We start from the raw sequence: 17,193 nt of genomic DNA, 5'->3' as shown, positions 1-17,193 counted from the left end.
ATAGCCGCTTCAGCCCTAATGCGGGCGATCATTGAAGTGCTTCCCGTCGCAACAAACCCCAGGAGTCCCCGTTGGATCTCGCAACCCTGATTGGCCTGATCGGCGCACTCGGCATCATCGCCGCATCCATTCTGCTGGGCACCGGCGCTCAGGTGTTCTTCAACGTACCATCGATGCTTATCGTATTTGGTGGCAGCCTGTTTGTGGTACTTGCAAAATTCAATGTTGGTCAATTTATTGGCGCCATAAAAGTTGCCGGACGCGCCTTTCGATTCAAGCTGCCCGATACCGAGAGCAGCATCAACGAACTGGTTGAGCTCGCCACCATCGCCCGCAAGTCCGGTCTGCTGGCCCTCGAGGAAAAGGAAATCGCCTCCCCTTTCCTCGCCAGCGGCATCCAGCTGCTGATTGATGGTCATCCCCAGGAGACCGTGAAAGCCATTCTCGAGAAGGAACGGGTGCTGACCATGGAGCGCAACCGCTGGGGGGCCAAAATTTTCTCCGCCCTCGGCGATGTCGGCCCGGCCATGGGCATGATCGGCACGCTGATCGGTCTGGTGCAAATGCTGTCCAACATGGAAGACCCCAAATCCATTGGCCCGGCCATGGCGGTCGCACTGCTGACAACCCTGTACGGCGCGATGCTGGCCACCATGGTTTGTTTGCCCATTGCCGACAAGCTGGCACTGCGCATGACCGAAGAGGCGCGCATGCAATCGCTCTGGATTGATGCCATCCTCGCCATTCAGGAAGGCACCAACCCTCGGGTTATCGAGCAACTGCTGAGCAGCTACCTGCCTGCCGAGAAGCGCGGCAAGACGGGCGAAGAGGCGAAGGAAGGCTGATGGAAGAGCAGGAAGACGACAGCCCGGGCATACCCGCCTGGGTCATGACCTTTGCCGACCTGATGTCGCTGCTGATGTGCTTTTTCGTGTTGCTGCTGTCGTTCTCCGAGATCGACGCGCAGAAGTTCAAGCAAATCGCCGGCGAGTTGTCTGCGGCCTTTGGCGTGCAACGCGAGGTACCGGCGCTGGAGATCCCCATGGGAACCAGCCCCATCTTTGACAAGTTCTCGCCAGGCAAGCCCGAGCCAACGCCGGTAGACAGCGTACGCCAGCAGACGACCGAACAGGATCCAAAGCTCGAAACGCTGCGTGAGGAACTGGAAGCGGACGTCCAGAAGCAGGTTCAGGACACCACCAAAGAGCAGATCGACACCAGCATGGATGCCCTGCGCGACGTGCTCGAAAACGAACTGGCTCAAGGTCGCCTGCAACTGGAAAATGACCGCAAGCGCATCATCATCCGAGTCGAGGAAAAGGGTTCATTTCCCTCCGGCTCAGCAGAGATGACCCCCGAGTTCCAGGACATGCTCGATCGCATCGCTACGGTACTCGCCGAGCTGCCGGGTGAAATCACCATCGAAGGCCATACCGATAACATTCCCATCAACACCAGCCGCTTCCAGTCCAACTGGGATCTGTCGGCCGCCCGTGCATCCTCGGTAGCCAACGCGCTGCTGTACAACGAGACGATCAAGCCCGAACGCATGCGCGTGCAAGGCTATGCAGAAACGCGCCCGCGGGCCAGCAACGAGTGGCCAGAGACCCGCGCCCTGAATCGCCGGGTGGAAATTATTCTTGATCTGTCCGGTTCGATTGAAGAGTACGAAACCGAATTGCGCCGTCTGATGGAGGAGGATCTTGGCGACCTGATTCAGGATCTGGAACTGCATCAGGCGCCGACCAGCCAGCCCTGAACTGGCTTCAGCCTCAACGCTTGAGATCATCCGGGATGGTCGGGTCCGGCATCGGCCCCGGCCGCTTACCCTGCCCCGCCCGATACTGGCGCAACTGGAATACATATGCCAGCACTTGCGCCACAGCCAGATACAGCCCGGATGGAATCTCGTGGTCGATCTCGGTGCTGTAATAGACCGCTCGCGCCAGCGGCGGCGACTCGAGAATGATGATCTGGTTCTCGTTAGCTACCTCGCGAATACGCTGGGCGATAAAATCAGCCCCCTTGGCGAGCACCACCGGCGCACCAGAAGACAACGGATCATACTTCAAGGCAACCGCAAAATGGGTCGGGTTGGTAATCACTACGTCTGCCTGCGGCACCTTGCTCATCATCCGCCGTTCGGCCATTTCCCGCTGCAACTGACGGATCCGCGATTTCACCTCGGGCTTGCCTTCGGAATCCTTGTACTCATCCTTGATTTCCTGCTTGGTCATACGCAGTTTCTGCTTGTGATCCCACAGCTGGAAAGGCGCATCCACCGCCGCGATCAAAATCAGCGAACAGGACAGAATCAGCAGCGACCAGCCAAGCACCCAGGCGCTGTGAATGATGGCGGCCGGCAGCGGTTCCTTGGCCATGCTGAGCAAGTCCTCGGTGCGCACCTGCAGCACCACCAGCGCCACACCCAACACCACCAGAAACTTCGCCAGCGCCTTGAGTAGCTCCACCAGCGCCTTGATCGAAAACATCCGTTTGAGACCCGCCAGCGGGTCCATCCGCTCAAACTTCGGCGCCAGCGAGCTGATACTGAACAGCCAGCCGCCCAACATGATCGGGCCGACAATGGATGCAATCAGCAACAGACCAAACAGAGGGCCGAGGATCTCCAGACCCTCGCGCAACGAGGCAAACAGATGCAGTCCCATGGAGTCGTTAGCATAGAGCGCTTCGCGCTCCAGCGAGAAATTGAAGACCATAAGATCCATCATCTTCTGCGCCATTGCCGGGCCCAGCATGAGCAAGCCAACCGCTGAAACCATCACGACAGCGAGGGTATTGAGCTCGCGCGAGCGCGCAACCTGCCCTTTGTCACGCGACTCCTTGAGTCGCTTGCTCGTGGGCTCCTCTGTGCGTTCCTGACCGCTGTCGGACTCTGCCATCAGCTCGCCCTCACCAGACCGCGAAGCCAGATCAGCGCATCCGACGCCAGCTCCTGATACTGCCCCAGTACATTACCCATCATGACCCACAAGATGAACAGGCCGAAAACCAGCGTCAGCGGAAAACCGATCGAGAAGATATTCAGCTGCGGTGCCGCGCGCATCATGACGCCAAATGAGATATTGACGATCAACAGCGCCGTAATGGCTGGCATACCGATCAGAATGGCCGCGGCCATAACCCAGGAAAATCGCAGAACCAATGCCTGAAAGTCCATGCGTCCCAGGCTCTCCCCGATCGGCAGAGTAGTAAAGCTCTCGGCCAGCACTTCCAGCACGACCAAATGGCCGTTCATTGCCAGAAACAGTAGCGTGACCAGCATGGTAAACACCTGCGCCACCACAGCGACGGAAATGCCGGTAGACGGATCATTCATGGAGGCGAAACCGAGGCCCATCTGCATTGCAATGATCTGCCCCGCCAACACGTGGACCTGAAACAGCAGTTGCAGTGAGAACCCCATTGCCGCGCCGATCAGGATCTGTTCGCCAATCACTATCCAGGTACTCAGCGACAGCGCGTCCAGCAACGGCACCTCACCCACCTGCGGCGCAATCAGCAAGGTCAGAGCCAATGCGAAATACAGACGCACGCGCACAGGCAGCAGCTGGGTGCCAAGTACCGGCATGGTCATCAACAGGGAGGCTATGCGAAACAGCACCCACAGGTAGCTTGCCACCCAGCGACTGAGCTCGGCGCTGGACAACTCGATCATCAGCCGATCAATCCGGGAATCTGGCGATACAGCGTGTCGGTAAATTCGACCATCTGGGTAGCCAGCCAGGGGCCAAGCCAGATCAACGTAATAAAGGTGACCAGCAGACGCGGCAGAAAACTGAGCGTCTGCTCGTTGATCTGGGTCGCAGCCTGAAACATGGCGACGATCAAACCAATGACCAGACTGGGCAGAACCACAATGGCGACCACCACCGAGGTCAGCCACAACGCCTGACTGAACAGACCAACCGCCACTTCCGGACTCATCTGCAGGCCTCCTAGGGAACCGCGAAACTGGCGGCCAGGGTACCGATAATCAGCGCCCAGCCGTCAACCAGTACGAACAGCATGATCTTGAACGGCAACGATATGATCAATGGCGACAACATCATCATACCCATGGCCATCAGCACGCTGGCCACCACCAGGTCGATAACTAGAAAGGGTATAAAAATCATGAAGCCGATCTGAAAGGCGGTTTTCAACTCGGACGTCACGAACGCCGGCACCAGAATATGAAACGGTACCTCGTCCGGCCCGGTCAGATCGGTACGCTTGGCCAGACGTACAAACAGCTCCAGATCCGTTTCACGGGTCTGCGCCAGCATGAACTCACGCAATGGAAGGCTGGCCGCTTCCAACGCCTGCTGCGGCTGCATCTGCTCATTCAGATAGGGTTGAAGGGCCGATTCGTTAATCTTGCTGAACACCGGCGCCATGATAAACAGGGTCAGAAACAGCGCCAGACCGATCAATACCTGACTGGACGGCGTTTGCTGCAAGCCCAGCGCCTGACGCAAGATAGCGAACACGATGATGATCCGGGTGAAGCTGGTCATCATCATGACAAAGGCGGGAATAAAGGTCAGCGCCGACATCAGCAGCAGAATCTGCAGACTGACTGAATAGGTCTGCTGCCCCTCGCTGTCGGTACTCAAGGTGATCGCCGGCATGGTCAGCGGATCAGCAGCTGACTGGGCCAGAACCGACGGCGCAAGCAGGATCAGGAAAAGTCCCAGCCAGCGCATCACGATTGCCCCTCTCTTTTCAGCAGCGCCTGCAGCTTGCGAGCAAAATCGCCATTGGCTGCGACATCGGCCTGAAGCTCCGCCACCGGATGGTCAAACACATGCAATGTATTGATACGACCCGGGGAAGCCCCGAGCAGCATCTGCGTACCCCCCACATCGACCAGAAGCAAACGATCGCGAGGCCCGAGCGGCAGGCTGCTGACCAGACGGATATGCTGGCCACCCTGGGCTGCGAGCGGACCGACTCGACGCAGCAGCCACCCCAGCAGCACAATCAGGCCAACCACAAACCCCAGCCCCAGGGCCAACTGGCCAAGCTGCAAGGCCAGCGATCCGCCGCCGACATTACCCACTGCCGCGACGGCTGCAGGCTCAGTCGCCTGCGCCAGCACCTGCAACGGCGCAGACGCCAGAAGCGTCGCGATCAACGTGCGCATCAACGCAGCTTCTTGATGCGTTCGGAGGGGCTGATCACGTCGGTCAGACGGATGCCGAACTTTTCGTTCACCACCACCACCTCACCATGTGCAATCAGCGTACCGTTTACCTTGACGTCCAGCGGCTCCCCGGCCAGCCGATCCAGCTCCACCACCGAGCCCTGATTCAGCTGCAACAGGTTGCGAATGGTGATCTCGGTATTGCCGACCTCCATCGAGATGGTGACCGGAATGTCAAGAATGACGTCCAGATTCGGGCTGTCGCCGGGGTCCATGTCCTCGGCGGAGCGGCTGGTGCGTGCCGAGGCATCGAACTCTTCCATCGGCATGCGTGGCTGCGAACCGGTCTGAGCCAGCATCGCATCAATGTCGTCCTGATTGGCGTTACCGGCCTCATCCAGCGCCGCCGCCCACTCATCCGCCAGAGCCTGCTCTTCCGGGCTGATTTCATCGGGTTTGTTGTCGTCAGCCATCTCGCTGTCCCCTGTTATTAATTGTGGTGGTCGATCAGCGCGGTCGCGTGACCGGCCCAAGAATCTGCAGCGCCAGGTTGCCCTTGACCGACCCCAGCTTGCTCTTGAAGGTGGGCACGCCGTTGGCACAGAGCACCATATAGTCGGGCATCTCCACCGGGATCACATCACCTGCCTGCATGCTCAGCAGATCACGCAACTTGAGCTCGGTTTTGACCACGGTCGCGTTCAGCGGCACCTTCACACCGGTGATTTCTTCTCGCAGGGCACGCACCCAGCGCTCGTCATGCTCGTCCACATCAGACTGAACGCCCGAATCAAGGACCTCGCGCAGCGGCTCGATCATCGAATAGGGCATGGTGACATGCAGATCGCCACCGCCGCCATCGAGCTCGATATGGAAGGTTGAGACCACCACCACCTCGCTCGGACTGACAATGTTGGCCAGTGCCGGGTTTACCTCGGAGTTGACGTATTCAAAGGTGACATCGTGAACCGCCTGCCAGGCCTCCTTGAGATCCACAAACGCCTGGTCCAGCACCATGCGCACGACGCGCAGTTCGGTCGGCGTAAATTCACGCCCTTCGATCTTGGCGTGACGACCATCGCCACCAAAGAAATTGTCGACCAGCTTGAACACCAGCTTGGCGTCCAGGATGAACAGTGCCGTGCCGCGCAGCGGCTTCATCTTCACCAGATTGAGACTGGTCGGCACATACAGAGTGTGGACGTACTCGCCAAACTTCATTACCTGCACGCCGCCAACGGCCACGTCAGCGGAGCGACGCATCAAGTTGAACATGCTGATACGGGTGTAGCGGGCGAAACGCTCGTTGATCATTTCCAGCGTAGGCATACGCCCGCGTACGATACGATCCTGGCTGGTCAGGTCATAACTCTTGATCGAACCGGGGTCACTGTCGAGATCGGTATCAATGGCGCCATCATCCACACCATGCAGAAGGGCGTCGATCTCATCCTGGGACAGCAGATCCTGTACGGCCATAGATGTGTCCTATTGAAGAACCATGTTGGTAAACAGCACCGATTCGATGACCGGGTTACCTACTTCCTTTTCAAGCAACGCCTTGACGGCCAGGGTCGCCTTGTCGCGCAGCGCCTGCTTGCCTTCAGGCGTCATCAGCGACTCGAAATCCTCACTGCCAAACAGCATTACCAACTGATTGCGAATCAGCGGCAGGTGCTGGTTGAGCTTGGCCATGCCAGCGGCATCGCGACTCATCAGCACCACACTGACCTGCATGTAGCGCTGGCGACCGGACACTGCATAGTTGACGACAAAGGCCGGATCCAGCGGCTGATAAATGGCTTCCTGCTGCACCGGCTCTGCCGACACCTCTTGCTCGGGGGCGTCCTCGCCACCGAGCAGAAAGAAGGCAACGCCGCCCGCCGAGATCAGCAGGGCAAGCAGCCCGATACCGATCAGTATGAAAAGTTTTTTGCGGCTCTTTGCCGGCTTTTCCTGCACGTCGTCTTCGACAGATTCCGATTGCTTTGCCATGCCAATATTCCGTCAATTAGGCCTTTCAGCCACGGTTCATGTAGATGCATGCATCCAGCGTGCCAGTATCAGGCCAACTGTGCGCACCAGCGCACTGCAGCAATACCGACGCGCCAGCAAAGGTCATAGGATACTGACTTGAAGGAAAAATGTCTTTGCTGCCCGGTGCGGGCCGGGCGACAGAACCGAGGCAGCCGAAGCTACCTCGATGTCAGATAACCCTGAGCGGGTGTATCAGGCGTAGTAGTCAACCAGCCGCGCGGCCGCCAGTCGGGTCTGCAGTGTAGCGGCAGGATCATCGGCCGGTATGTCTTCACTACCATGGGACGCAGCAGCGCCATGACTGCCGCGGCCACTGCTGCCGCCCTGATCCGCCGGACCGGCGAAAGCGCTCTGGGACTGACGTCCATCCGCCGAGCCATCGGATACGTTGACGTCGACCAGCGATGCCCCCTGCTGGGTAAACATTTCACGCAGTCGATGCATCTGCCCTTCCAGCGCATCGCGCACGCCTGCATGCTGACTGACAAACTGCACCTGGTGCTCCTGTCCACGGGTTTGAATCCGGATTTCCAGCGGCCCGAGCTCTGCCGGATCGAGCTGAATCTCAACCGACTTCACATTCTGGCTGGACATCCACATCACCTTGTTGACCACCGCCTCGCTCCAGCCGGCCTGCCCCATGGGTACACCCAGGGTCTGAGCCACGCCGGTGACCGGTCGAGCGGTCAGCGCAGACTGCCCATTGGCATGCAATTGCGCCGCGGCGGCGCTCTTGCCGGCATCAGCTGATTCAGCATCCAGGCCGCCAGCGCGCGCCGCGAGGCGTGACTCAAGCTGCTCGATAAGCTTGCCGACAGAGGCCGGCTGTTCACCGCCCACCCCCTGCAGCACACGCTGCTGCTGGGTGTCGGACAGCACCTGACGATTGCCGGCCTCAGCCTGAGCTGTGGTGCCCTCCGCCGCCCGGGTTGCCGCCTCGCGGGCAGACGCATCGGCGGACGCGCCGGCCTGAGCGTCACCCCGCAGCAGCGCGCGCAGCTGCGCAGCCAGATCGGCTCCGGACGGGCCGCGTCCTGCGCCCGCAAGCAGCGGGTCACCCGCCTCATCCTCAGCAGGCGCAGCCTGCGCCGCTGCCTCAACAGCTACAAGCGCAGCGGCAGCAGGATTGACGCCAGGCGTCAAAGCCCCGTCGCCAGCTTCAGTGCCAGCGGATGCTTCCTGACTCGGCAGACGTGCGAGCCACTGCTGCCATTGTTCACTGATTCCCGCCAGGATGCTGTCGGAGTCATCCCCAGCCAGCCCATCATCCGTAGCTACTTCCTCTGCAGAGGCGGCGTCGGCGGCGCCCACCAGCTGCGCCAACTGCTGAAACCAGCTCTGCATGCTTTCCGGCAAATCCTTGCCGTCTGCGGCAACAAGGGCAGGCAGCGGCAGCGCCGCCTGGTCCGCGCCGGTCGCCTGAGCAAGCTGCTGCATCAGGGCATCCAGATCCTCTGGCGTCTGCTCGGCAAGAATCGCCGAAAACGCCGCCACTGCCCCGGAATCGCCTGCCTTGCTGCGACCGGAAGCAATACCGGAGACTGTGTCACGGGAAAAGTCGGCGCTGAAAAGCGCCATCAGATTCTGCCCGACCGGCATGATGTCATCTCCACCTGAAAAGGCTTGGCCAATATGTCAGGAGAGTATCTGCAAACTGCGGGCCAATATTGAAAACGTGGGAAGTAAAGACTACGCGAGCAACGGTTGCAGGCGGTCAAACGCCTGCTCAATCTCAATCAGCACGCTGGCTGCGACCTGCTGATCCCCCGCTACACCAGCGGCTTCGGCGTCCAGACAGGCCTGTTCCAGCGCCAGGGCTCCCATGTTGCCGGCGCTGCCCTTGAAGCTGTGCGCTGCCTGACGGTAGGCATTCATGTCACCCTGAGCCAGGGCGTCGTGCAATTGACGCAAACGCTTGCCGGCATCGGCCAGAAACGTCTCCAGCAACAGCGGGTAGTCATCCTGCATCAACTCCCGCAGGCCCTGCTGCACAGTCACATCCATGTCCGGCTTGCGATCTGCCATCGCGCTGTATTCCTTTTCGATGGGGGTATGTTCAATTCTCAGTGCGGATCAGTATGCCCAAGCGACCAGTGGAAGACCACCCTGACCCGGCTGCACTGCGCGCTGAAGCTGACCTCATCGGCCAACGCGCTGATCAGCGCCAGCCCGCGCCCGGCATAGTCAGCCGAGGTACCAGGCGACGCGAAACCGGCGCCGCTGTCCTCGCACTCGATGGTCAGACAACCACCCCCGGCAACAGGCTGATGGTCCAGCCAGAAGCGAATCCAGCCATTGTCCAGCCTCTGCAGACGGGCACCGCGCTCCTGATAGTAGAACGCAAAGCCGTCGGAGTCCTGCTTCCAGGCTGACTCCAGTCGCAACAGACCGTGTTCGAGAGCATTGCTGTAGAGCTCGCTGAGCACCGTGAACAGACTCCCGGCGCGGCTGCGCAGCCCCTGTACCGACATCAGCGTCTGCATCAGAAATGGTAACGGGTTCTGCTCGCGAATGGCTGCCGCGCGAAAGGTGTAGCTCAGCTGCCAGTCTTGCCCTGTCTGGGCTGCCCCCCCCAAGGCCCCGGGCAATACCGCCTGCGCCAGCTCACGCTCTGGCATGACAACCTGTAACAGACTGATATCGTCCTCTGCACTGCCGTGGAAATGCGCCAGAGCGTCAAGCAATCCGTCAAACACCTCATCCGGCCGACCGGCATGCGCAGCGACCGCCTGCAGCACCCCATGCTCGCCAAACTGTTCGCCCGCAGCATTGCGGCATTCAATGATGCCATCGGTCCAGCACAGCAAACGCTCGCCCGGTTGCATTGCCATAACCGTCGGCTCGGGATTGAAGCGCTCACGATTGGCCACCCCAAGCGGTAAATTGGAGGACGGCACCCGCTGCAGCAACGCGCCATCGCGGCCGAGAATCAGCACCTCAGGCAGACCGCCGTTCCAGACTTCCACCAGCCCCTTGGCGGCGTTCAGCTCAATCAGTACTGCGCAGCAGAAGATCCCCACCGGCAGGATTCGGCCAAGCTTGCCATTAAGCTCAAGCAGAATATCCCGCAGCGCAAACCCCTTGGCGGTCATGGCATAAAACACTTCAGCCAGTGGCATCGCCCCGATCGCGGCAGAGAGTCCGTGGCCGGTAAAGTCGCCCAGCAGCAGGTGCAGCTCACCGGACGGTCGGTGCGCCGCCAGCAAAATATCGCCATTGAACATCGCGTAGGCCGATTGCAGGTAACGCAGGCAGCTGTCGTTCAGCGCACCAGCGTGCGCCACCCGGTCAAACACGATTTTGGCAAGCTGCTGATCCCGCAGCAGCCCGGCATGCTGCCCGGCGATGACATCGCGCTGGCTTTGCAGGGTCTGATGCATTTCACGCATGCGTCGGAACGCGCGTATCTTGGCTTCCAGGATCACCGGGTTATAGGGCTTGGTCAAAAAGTCGTCACCGCCGGCTTCAAGACACTTCACCAGCGCACCCGTCTCCGTCAGGCTGGTGAGAAAAATGATCGGCACCAGATCCTCACCCGCATGCAGCTTGATCCTGCGGGCTGCTTCAAAGCCGTCCATGGTGGGCATCAGCGCATCAAGCAGCACAATATCGGGGGAATGCAAGGCGAACAGCTCGACGGCCTGTTGCCCATGCTCTGCCTCATGGACCTGGTGCCCAAGGCGTTCGACCAGGCGCCGTAGGATCATGCGGTCGGCAGGGTTGTCATCAGCCACCAGCACCATCAACGGCCGGGCACCCTGATCCGGGTCTATGCCGTCAGCGCCGGTACTGGACATGATTATTCGATGCTGAACAGCTGTTCGAAGTTGGAGATACTCAGAACCTTGCGCACATCCGGGTTACAGTGAACGATACGCACATCGGCGCTGTCGCCACCAGCATGATCACGCAACAGCAGCAGCATGCCCAGCGCCGAGCTATCGATATAGTCGGTATCCTGCAGGTCAACGACATACTGCCTGGGAGTCAAGCCGCCACGTTCATAGGCGTTGCGAAAATCCTGATGGGCACTGAAGTCAAAACGCCCGTTTACGCTGATGGTCAAAACCTGGCTATCGGTGGACATTGACGCCTGAATTGACATGTTTTCTCCCTGTCAGGTCCTACGCTGGCAAACGCCAACTCAGAATTTGTTTTAGCACAGGGTCCGGCTACTGTCAGGAATTATTTGTGCGCTGCGAGTGGGCGCGCTGGGATAGCTCGTCGAGCAGCTTCTGCTCCTGCCTGTCTGCTCTGGCCTGCGCCTCTTGCCGGTACTTCTCGATCAGCTTGCGCAGCGCTTCGAGCCGCTGATAGCGCTGGCGCCAGTGCTCTCGCGCACGGTCGATACTCTCGCCATGCCAGCGTACGGTCTGCCGCTGCTGATCAATCGCCACCTCCATCTGCGCCATGAAGCGCTGGTAGTTCATCAACCAGTCGCGACCAACGCCCTGGGAGCCCCGCTGGCTCCAACCCTTGGCGTATTCCGAACAGTAGTATTCCAGATCACGCAAACGAACCTCGGCCTCTTCGAACTGCTTCTGGCATTGTCCAAGCACTTTGGCTGCCTTGCGCTCCTCGTCCAGCGCCATATCCAGTACCGGCGCAAGCCGGCGAATACGCGCTTCACTCATTGCCCAGAATCTGTTCCAGGCCGGTCTGACTGTCGGTCAGCGACACGCTCTCATGCAGCCCCTGACGCAGAAAGCCCTGCATCGAAGGCATCTTTTCCATGGCCTTGTCCGTCAACGGGTCTGATCCGGCGGCGTAAGCACCGACGCTGATAAGGTCGCGACTCTGCTGATAGCGGGCATAGAGCTGTTTGAACAGCTGCGCCTTCTGCAAATACGCCTGCGGAACAATCTGCGGCATGGCACGACTGATCGAGGCTTCAATATCAATGGCCGGATAATGCCCCTCTTCGGCCAGACGACGCGACAGCACCACGTGCCCATCGAGAATCGCCCGCGAGGCGTCGGCAATCGGATCCTGCTGGTCATCCCCCTCGGACAGCACCGTGTAGAACGCGGTAATTGACCCTCCGCCCTGCTCGGCATTGCCGGCGCGCTCAACCAGCTGTGGCAGCTTGGCAAACACCGAAGGCGGATAACCCTTGGTCGCCGGCGGCTCGCCAATGGCCAATGCAATCTCGCGCTGGGCCTGGGCAAAACGGGTCAGAGAATCCATCAGCAACAGCACGTTCTTGCCCTGATCACGAAAGTATTCAGCGATGCGGGTGCAGTACATTGCCGCGCGCAATCGCATCAAGGGGGCATCATCGGCAGGCGAGGCAACCACCACAGAGCGCGCCATGCCCTCCTCGCCGAGGATTTGTTCAATGAACTCCTTGACCTCCCGGCCCCGCTCGCCAACCAGCCCGACAATGGTGATATCGGCATCGGTGAAGCGCGTCATCATGCCCAGCAGCATACTCTTGCCGACGCCGCTGCCGGCAAACAGGCCGAGGCGCTGGCCACGGCCGACCGTCAGCAAACTGTTAATGGAGCGAATGCCGACATCCAGCGTTTCTTCAATGGGGTGGCGCTTGAGCGGATTGATCGTCGGGCCGTTGATATCCACCCAGTCTTCGGCCTTGAAGTTACCTTTGCCGTCCAGCGGACGACCAATGCCATCCACCACCCGGCCCAGCATGGCAAACCCCATCGGCAGCTTGCCGCCACCGGCTGAAGGTACCACCCGAGCCCCTGGCTGCAGTCCCTCAAGACGATCAACCGGCATCAGGTAAATTTTGCTGCCGGCAAAGCCCATGACCTCGGCTTCGATCTGACTCTCGCCCTGCAGCGTGTCACTGATGACCAGACAGCGGCTGCCGATCGGCGCCTTGCAGCCCTCAGCTTCAAGGGTCAGACCCACCATACGGATCAGGCGGCCCTCGACCACCGGCTGCGCCGGCAAGTGCAGCGCCTGCTGATACCCCGACAACCGGCGAACGAAGCTGATGCGCTGGGGCTTGCTCATTGCGGCTCCGCACCACGCTCGGGAATCGGCAAGTCGGCGGCGGGAGGATGCGCACGTTGCTCGCGGCGCTGCTCGTACAGCTGCGCGATCAATTGCTGCAGACGGGTTTCCAGCGTAGCATCAACCTGGCTGTGCTCGGTTTCAATCCGGCAGCCGCCGGGCATCAACTGATCGTCCTCAAGCAGACGCCAGCTCTCATCGTGGCGCTCACGCAGGGCCTTGATGCTTTCGAAATCGAGGGGGTTGAGGTAAATCCGAATATTCTCGGCACCCACCGGCAATGCCTTGAGCGCCGAACGCAGGACGCTGACCACCTGCGCCCGATCGACTTGCATTTCCCGCTGCAACACTGCGCGCAGCATCTGCTCCAGCAGCATCAGCAGCATGTCTTCGATCTGCTCGTCCTGCTGCTTGAGCGGCGCCATCAACTGGGCCATCAGGGCGTCCAGCTCTGCAGTGCGCTTGGCCAGTACGGCCTTGGCTTCCTGCTGCGCCTTGAGCTGACCGGAATGAAAGCCGTCCTTTTCTCCGGTGGCAAAGCCTTCGTTGTAGGCTTCCTCGCGGATCTGTTCAAGCTCCTCCACGGTGAAAGGCTTGACCGCTTCCACGTCCAGCTCCTGCGGATCAGCCGCCGCTTCTGCTTCGGCTTCCGGCTTGGCCGCAGCCTCAGCCGCTCGCTCAAGTGGAATATGATGCGGCTCGGCGTCAAAGCTCGGCAGATCCCAGCGACTGAACGCTGATACATCACCACTGCGCAACAGCTCGCTTTCGTTCTTGACCTGCGACATGACACCCTACCCCGCTTGGAAAACCCGGCCAGCATACCACCGCGCGATGTGCAGGGCAGCGATTGCCGGGCTCAGATCATCTCTTCGCCACCCTTGCCGCCGAGCACAATTTCGCCGGCGTCGGCCATGCGGCGTGCAATGGTGAGAATTTCCTTCTGTGCAGCCTCGACCTCGCTGATACGGACCGGCCCCTTGGCTTCCAGGTCGTCCTGCAGCAACTCGGACGCGCGCTTGGACATATTGCGGAAGATCTTCTCCTTGATTGCCTCGTCGGCACCCTTGAGCGCGACAATCAGCACCTCGGAGGAGACCTCGCGCAGCAGCGCCTGGATGCCGCGGTCATCCACATCTGCCAGGTTATCGAACACGAACATCAGATCCTCGATCTTGGAGGAGAGGTCCTCGTCGATTTCACGGATCGACTCGATCAGCTGCGACTCGGCGCTGGACTCAAGGAAGTTCATGATGTCGGCCGTGCGTTTGACACCGCCCATGGACGCGCGCGAGGTATTGGAGTTGCCGGCAAACTGCTTCTCGAGAATCTCGTTCAGTTCTTTCAGAGCCGATGGCTGCACGGTATTGAGAGCGGCAACGCGCAGGAGAATGTCCAGCCGCACCTTGTGGTCGAAATAGCCAACCACCTCAGCGGCCATATCAGGGTCAAGATAGGCCACCACAATGGCCTGAATCTGCGGATGTTCGTAGCGGATCACATCAGCAACGGCACGCGGCTCCATCCACTTCAGGCTGTCCAGACCCGAGGTGCTGCCGCCAAGCAGAATGCGGTCAACCAGGCTGTTGGCCTTGTCCTCCCCCAATGCCTGGGTAAGCATGGTGCGGATATAGGAATCGGCGCCAACGCCCAAACCGGTCTGCTCGCCCACCACCTCGATAAAGTCGCCCATGACTTCCTGAACCTGATCGCGCTGTACAGTGCGCAATCCAGCCATGGCACTGCCGACCCGCTGAACTTCCTTGGGCCCCATGTGCTTGAGAATCGCCGCCGCATCGGACTCACCGAGGCTGAGCAGGAAAATGGCCGCCTTATCCAGCTTGGACAGTTTGGCCGGGCGTTTGCTGGCGTCATCACTCATCGGCGTTAATCCACTCTTTTACGACCTGTGCCACCCGACCCGGGTCTTCGGCCAACAGGCCCTTGATCGCATTGAGCTGCTGTTCGTAGCCGGCGCCGGGCGGCGGCAACAATACCGGACCGGAGGACGGACCGGACAGACTCACCTGATCATCACGCAGGCCGCCGTCCATGCCATCGTAACCTCCGCCAGCCAGCGCCGGATAGTTGTCACTGCCGCCCTTGCCAGCGACTGTCAGGTTCTTGAGCGCCGGGCGCAGCACCGCGAAGACCAGCACCAGAACAAACAGAATACCCAATATCTGCTTGGCAACATCCCAGAACCACGGCTGCTCCCAGAACGGGATGGCCGGCAGCGGTTCCAGTTCGGCTTCAGCAACAAACGCGCTATTGATCACGCTGACGCTGTCACCCCGGCTGGCATCATACCCCACCGCGTCCTGGACCAGACGGGTCAAGCGCGCCATTTCCGCCTCGCTGATCGGCGTCCGGGTGACTTCCCCGGTCTGCGGATCCACCTGTGCCGGGTCGTCAACCACAACGGCAACCGAAAGACGCTTGAGACGGCCCAGCTGCTGGCGGGTATGGCTGATCTGCCGATCCAGCTCGTAATTGCGTACCGCCTGCTCGCGCTTGTCCTGCGGTACGGCGGCAACAACCGGCTGGCCAGTGACCGGGTCAATAACCTGTTCAGGCACCTGGGTGGCTCCCGGCGGCTGGTTCGACAGCGCACCCGGTACGCCCTGGGGGCCAGCATTGGCCGAACGCGCCTCGGTCACCACCTGCTCGCTGCGCAGCGCTGCATCGGGGCTGAACATTTCCGCAGTGGACTCAACTGCGCTGAAATCCACATCCGCCGACACCTCGGCCTTGTAACGTCCGGTCCCCAGCACCGGCTGGAGGATGTTGTGTACCCGGCGGGTGTAGGTCTCTTCCAGGCGACGGGTGTAATCAAACTGGCGGCCGGCCACTGTCAGCTCGTTCAGCTCGCTCTGATTGGACAGCAGGTTGCCGTTCTGATCAACAACCGTGACTTCGTCCTTACCCAGTTCCGGCACACTGGTTGCCACCAGATTGACGATGGCCATCACCTGCGCAGGCTCCAGACGGCGACCGGCGTACATTTCCAGCAGCACGGAGGCGCTGGGCTTGCGATCATCGCGAACAAACACGGTGGAGCGCGGAATGGCGATATGTACGCGCGCTGCCTTGACGTTGTAGAGGCTGGAGATGGTGCGAGCCAGCTCCCCCTCAAGACCGCGGCGGTAACGCGTGGTTTCCATGAACTGACTGGTACCAAGACCCTGCTCACGATCCAGAATCTCGAAGCCTACGTTGCCGTCGGTCGGCGAAATACCGGCACTGGCCAGACGCAGACGTGCATCGGCAAGATCCTCGCTGCGAACCAGCAGCGCGCCGCTGTTCGGCTCAACCTTGTAGTCGATACGGCTCTGCTGCAGCATCTCCACCACCTGACCCGCGTCGAAACCGTCCATGCTGTTGTAAAGCGGCCGGTACTCGGGCTCTTGCGACCACAGCACCACGGCAAACCCGATGGCCACACTGGCGGCCAGACCAACCAGCAGACCGAACTGGCGCAACATCGGCAGTTGCGACAGATTGTCCAGAAAGGTCAGTCCCATCAGCGGCTTGCGATCAGCACCGAGCGGATCACGGGTAGCTGGGGTATTGCTGCCGGCAGAATCCATTGTCATTTCCTCAGACAGTCAGGCTCATGGGAGATTAGATTGGCATTTTCATGATGTCTTCGTAGGCGGTAATCATCTTGTTACGCACCTGCGTCATCGCCTGAAAGGCAACCGATGATTTCTGCGAGGCAATCATCACCTCGGTCAGGTCGATCCCCTCTACACCGCGCTCATAGCCGGTTTGCAGTTCAGACGTGGTTTTTTGCAGTTCGTTGACGCGATCAACCGCCTGCTTGAGCAGATCATCGAAGCCCGGGCCGTTGACGCTGGGCTCCGCCGGCTTGACCGCCTGCGGCTTGCCCATGGCTTCCATTTGCATGGTGCGCATTTGCAGCATCAATCGATTGAATTCAACACCCTGAGTCACGCTTGCCTCCACGCCGTCCGGTTTTTTGACGGCTACAGTCGCTTTACAGGGTATTCAGCAAGTTTGATGCC

General features: G+C 60.1%; 20 protein-coding genes. 2 read left to right on the top strand and 18 right to left on the bottom strand.

What is annotated here, in order from left to right:
- The first annotated feature begins 71 nt into the window (after positions 1-71).
- Positions 72-845: a flagellar motor protein PomA gene (gene pomA, locus B7O88_RS02375; protein ID WP_088273579.1), complete on the top strand. Its 774-nt coding sequence runs from the start codon at positions 72-74 to the stop codon at positions 843-845.
- Positions 845-1,759 carry a flagellar motor protein MotB gene (locus tag B7O88_RS02370; protein ID WP_088273578.1) on the top strand — a complete coding sequence of 305 codons (915 nt, stop codon included), beginning with the start codon at positions 845-847 and terminating at the stop codon, positions 1,757-1,759. The genes pomA and B7O88_RS02370 overlap by 1 nt, the downstream gene beginning before the upstream one ends.
- Positions 1,760-1,772: 13 nt before the next feature.
- Here the strand turns inward: B7O88_RS02370 and flhB are convergent, their stop codons facing one another.
- From flhB to fliE, 18 genes are all read right to left on the bottom strand, one after another.
- A complete protein-coding gene (gene flhB / locus B7O88_RS02365; RefSeq protein ID WP_088273577.1) occupies positions 1,773-2,903 on the bottom strand; it encodes a flagellar biosynthesis protein FlhB in 1,131 nt (376 codons plus the stop codon).
- A complete protein-coding gene (gene fliR / locus B7O88_RS02360) occupies positions 2,903-3,679 on the bottom strand; it encodes a flagellar biosynthetic protein FliR (protein ID WP_088273576.1) in 777 nt (258 codons plus the stop codon). The genes flhB and fliR overlap by 1 nt, the downstream gene beginning before the upstream one ends.
- Positions 3,679-3,948, bottom strand: a complete 270-nt coding sequence (fliQ, locus tag B7O88_RS02355; protein ID WP_088273575.1) for a flagellar biosynthesis protein FliQ — start codon at positions 3,946-3,948, stop codon at positions 3,679-3,681. Before fliQ ends, fliR begins: the two co-directional genes overlap by 1 nt.
- 11 nt (positions 3,949-3,959) lie before the next feature.
- The gene (gene fliP / locus B7O88_RS02350; RefSeq protein ID WP_172409631.1) at positions 3,960-4,709 is read right to left on the bottom strand and encodes a flagellar type III secretion system pore protein FliP; all 750 of its coding nucleotides are present in this window, start codon (positions 4,707-4,709) and stop codon (positions 3,960-3,962) included.
- Positions 4,709-5,149, bottom strand: coding sequence for a flagellar biosynthetic protein FliO (fliO, locus tag B7O88_RS02345; protein WP_088273573.1), 441 nt, complete (start codon positions 5,147-5,149; stop codon positions 4,709-4,711). Before fliO ends, fliP begins: the two co-directional genes overlap by 1 nt.
- Positions 5,149-5,622 carry a flagellar motor switch protein FliN gene (gene fliN / locus B7O88_RS02340; RefSeq protein ID WP_088273572.1) on the bottom strand — a complete coding sequence of 158 codons (474 nt, stop codon included), beginning with the start codon at positions 5,620-5,622 and terminating at the stop codon, positions 5,149-5,151. The genes fliO and fliN overlap by 1 nt, the downstream gene beginning before the upstream one ends.
- A gap of 34 nt (positions 5,623-5,656) precedes the next feature.
- Positions 5,657-6,628 (bottom strand): flagellar motor switch protein FliM, encoded by a 972-nt coding sequence (gene fliM, locus B7O88_RS02335; RefSeq protein ID WP_088273571.1) that lies wholly within the window; start codon positions 6,626-6,628, stop codon positions 5,657-5,659.
- A gap of 9 nt (positions 6,629-6,637) precedes the next feature.
- Positions 6,638-7,144 (bottom strand): flagellar basal body-associated FliL family protein, encoded by a 507-nt coding sequence (locus B7O88_RS02330; RefSeq protein ID WP_088273570.1) that lies wholly within the window; start codon positions 7,142-7,144, stop codon positions 6,638-6,640.
- Positions 7,145-7,378: 234 nt separating this feature from the next.
- Positions 7,379-8,785, bottom strand: a complete 1,407-nt coding sequence (locus B7O88_RS02325) for a flagellar hook-length control protein FliK (protein WP_235005705.1) — start codon at positions 8,783-8,785, stop codon at positions 7,379-7,381.
- Positions 8,786-8,875: 90 nt separating this feature from the next.
- Positions 8,876-9,211 (bottom strand): Hpt domain-containing protein, encoded by a 336-nt coding sequence (locus B7O88_RS02320; protein WP_228247224.1) that lies wholly within the window; start codon positions 9,209-9,211, stop codon positions 8,876-8,878.
- Positions 9,212-9,249: 38 nt separating this feature from the next.
- Positions 9,250-10,983 (bottom strand): fused response regulator/phosphatase, encoded by a 1,734-nt coding sequence (locus B7O88_RS02315; RefSeq protein WP_088273569.1) that lies wholly within the window; start codon positions 10,981-10,983, stop codon positions 9,250-9,252.
- A gap of 2 nt (positions 10,984-10,985) precedes the next feature.
- Positions 10,986-11,291, bottom strand: coding sequence for an STAS domain-containing protein (locus tag B7O88_RS02310; RefSeq protein WP_088273568.1), 306 nt, complete (start codon positions 11,289-11,291; stop codon positions 10,986-10,988).
- 73 nt (positions 11,292-11,364) lie between these two features.
- Positions 11,365-11,820, bottom strand: coding sequence for a flagellar export protein FliJ (gene fliJ, locus B7O88_RS02305; protein WP_088273567.1), 456 nt, complete (start codon positions 11,818-11,820; stop codon positions 11,365-11,367).
- Positions 11,813-13,165, bottom strand: a complete 1,353-nt coding sequence (gene fliI, locus B7O88_RS02300) for a flagellar protein export ATPase FliI (RefSeq protein ID WP_088273566.1) — start codon at positions 13,163-13,165, stop codon at positions 11,813-11,815. The genes fliJ and fliI overlap by 8 nt, the downstream gene beginning before the upstream one ends.
- On the bottom strand, positions 13,162-13,953 hold the full coding sequence (fliH, locus tag B7O88_RS02295; protein ID WP_088273565.1) for a flagellar assembly protein FliH: 792 nt from the start codon (positions 13,951-13,953) through the stop codon (positions 13,162-13,164). Before fliH ends, fliI begins: the two co-directional genes overlap by 4 nt.
- A 71-nt stretch (positions 13,954-14,024) precedes the next feature.
- Positions 14,025-15,047, bottom strand: coding sequence for a flagellar motor switch protein FliG (fliG, locus tag B7O88_RS02290; protein WP_088273564.1), 1,023 nt, complete (start codon positions 15,045-15,047; stop codon positions 14,025-14,027).
- Positions 15,040-16,755 (bottom strand): flagellar basal-body MS-ring/collar protein FliF, encoded by a 1,716-nt coding sequence (fliF, locus tag B7O88_RS02285; RefSeq protein WP_088273563.1) that lies wholly within the window; start codon positions 16,753-16,755, stop codon positions 15,040-15,042. Before fliF ends, fliG begins: the two co-directional genes overlap by 8 nt.
- A 34-nt stretch (positions 16,756-16,789) precedes the next feature.
- Positions 16,790-17,122, bottom strand: coding sequence for a flagellar hook-basal body complex protein FliE (fliE, locus tag B7O88_RS02280; RefSeq protein WP_088273562.1), 333 nt, complete (start codon positions 17,120-17,122; stop codon positions 16,790-16,792).
- Positions 17,123-17,193: the final 71 nt, after the last annotated feature.

This window comes from Halopseudomonas aestusnigri, assembly GCF_002197985.1.
GTDB lineage: Bacteria > Pseudomonadota > Gammaproteobacteria > Pseudomonadales > Pseudomonadaceae > Halopseudomonas > Halopseudomonas aestusnigri.
This window is presented reverse-complemented; position numbering and strand designations above follow the sequence as displayed.

Bases quoted from the DNA above. Each gene is read 5' to 3' on its own strand.
- fliJ (WP_088273567.1), bottom strand. From the start codon at position 11,820: ATGAGTGAAGCGCGTATTCGCCGGCTTGCGCCGGTACTGGATATGGCG.
- fliQ (WP_088273575.1), bottom strand. From the start codon at position 3,948: ATGAGTCCGGAAGTGGCGGTTGGTCTGTTCAGTCAGGCGTTGTGGCTG.
- fliI (WP_088273566.1), bottom strand. From the start codon at position 13,165: ATGAGCAAGCCCCAGCGCATCAGCTTCGTTCGCCGGTTGTCGGGGTAT.
- fliP (WP_172409631.1), bottom strand. From the start codon at position 4,709: ATGCGCTGGCTGGGACTTTTCCTGATCCTGCTTGCGCCGTCGGTTCTG.
- fliN (WP_088273572.1), bottom strand. From the start codon at position 5,622: ATGGCTGACGACAACAAACCCGATGAAATCAGCCCGGAAGAGCAGGCT.
- fliR (WP_088273576.1), bottom strand. From the start codon at position 3,679: ATGATCGAGTTGTCCAGCGCCGAGCTCAGTCGCTGGGTGGCAAGCTAC.
- fliF (WP_088273563.1), bottom strand. From the start codon at position 16,755: ATGGATTCTGCCGGCAGCAATACCCCAGCTACCCGTGATCCGCTCGGT.
- fliM (WP_088273571.1), bottom strand. From the start codon at position 6,628: ATGGCCGTACAGGATCTGCTGTCCCAGGATGAGATCGACGCCCTTCTG.
- flhB (WP_088273577.1), bottom strand. From the start codon at position 2,903: ATGGCAGAGTCCGACAGCGGTCAGGAACGCACAGAGGAGCCCACGAGC.
- B7O88_RS02330 (WP_088273570.1), bottom strand. From the start codon at position 7,144: ATGGCAAAGCAATCGGAATCTGTCGAAGACGACGTGCAGGAAAAGCCG.
- B7O88_RS02320 (WP_228247224.1), bottom strand. From the start codon at position 9,211: ATGGCAGATCGCAAGCCGGACATGGATGTGACTGTGCAGCAGGGCCTG.
- fliH (WP_088273565.1), bottom strand. From the start codon at position 13,953: ATGTCGCAGGTCAAGAACGAAAGCGAGCTGTTGCGCAGTGGTGATGTA.
- B7O88_RS02310 (WP_088273568.1), bottom strand. From the start codon at position 11,291: ATGTCAATTCAGGCGTCAATGTCCACCGATAGCCAGGTTTTGACCATC.
- fliO (WP_088273573.1), bottom strand. From the start codon at position 5,149: ATGCGCACGTTGATCGCGACGCTTCTGGCGTCTGCGCCGTTGCAGGTG.
- B7O88_RS02370 (WP_088273578.1), top strand. From the start codon at position 845: ATGGAAGAGCAGGAAGACGACAGCCCGGGCATACCCGCCTGGGTCATG.
- B7O88_RS02315 (WP_088273569.1), bottom strand. From the start codon at position 10,983: ATGTCCAGTACCGGCGCTGACGGCATAGACCCGGATCAGGGTGCCCGG.
- B7O88_RS02325 (WP_235005705.1), bottom strand. From the start codon at position 8,785: ATGCCGGTCGGGCAGAATCTGATGGCGCTTTTCAGCGCCGACTTTTCC.
- fliG (WP_088273564.1), bottom strand. From the start codon at position 15,047: ATGAGTGATGACGCCAGCAAACGCCCGGCCAAACTGTCCAAGCTGGAT.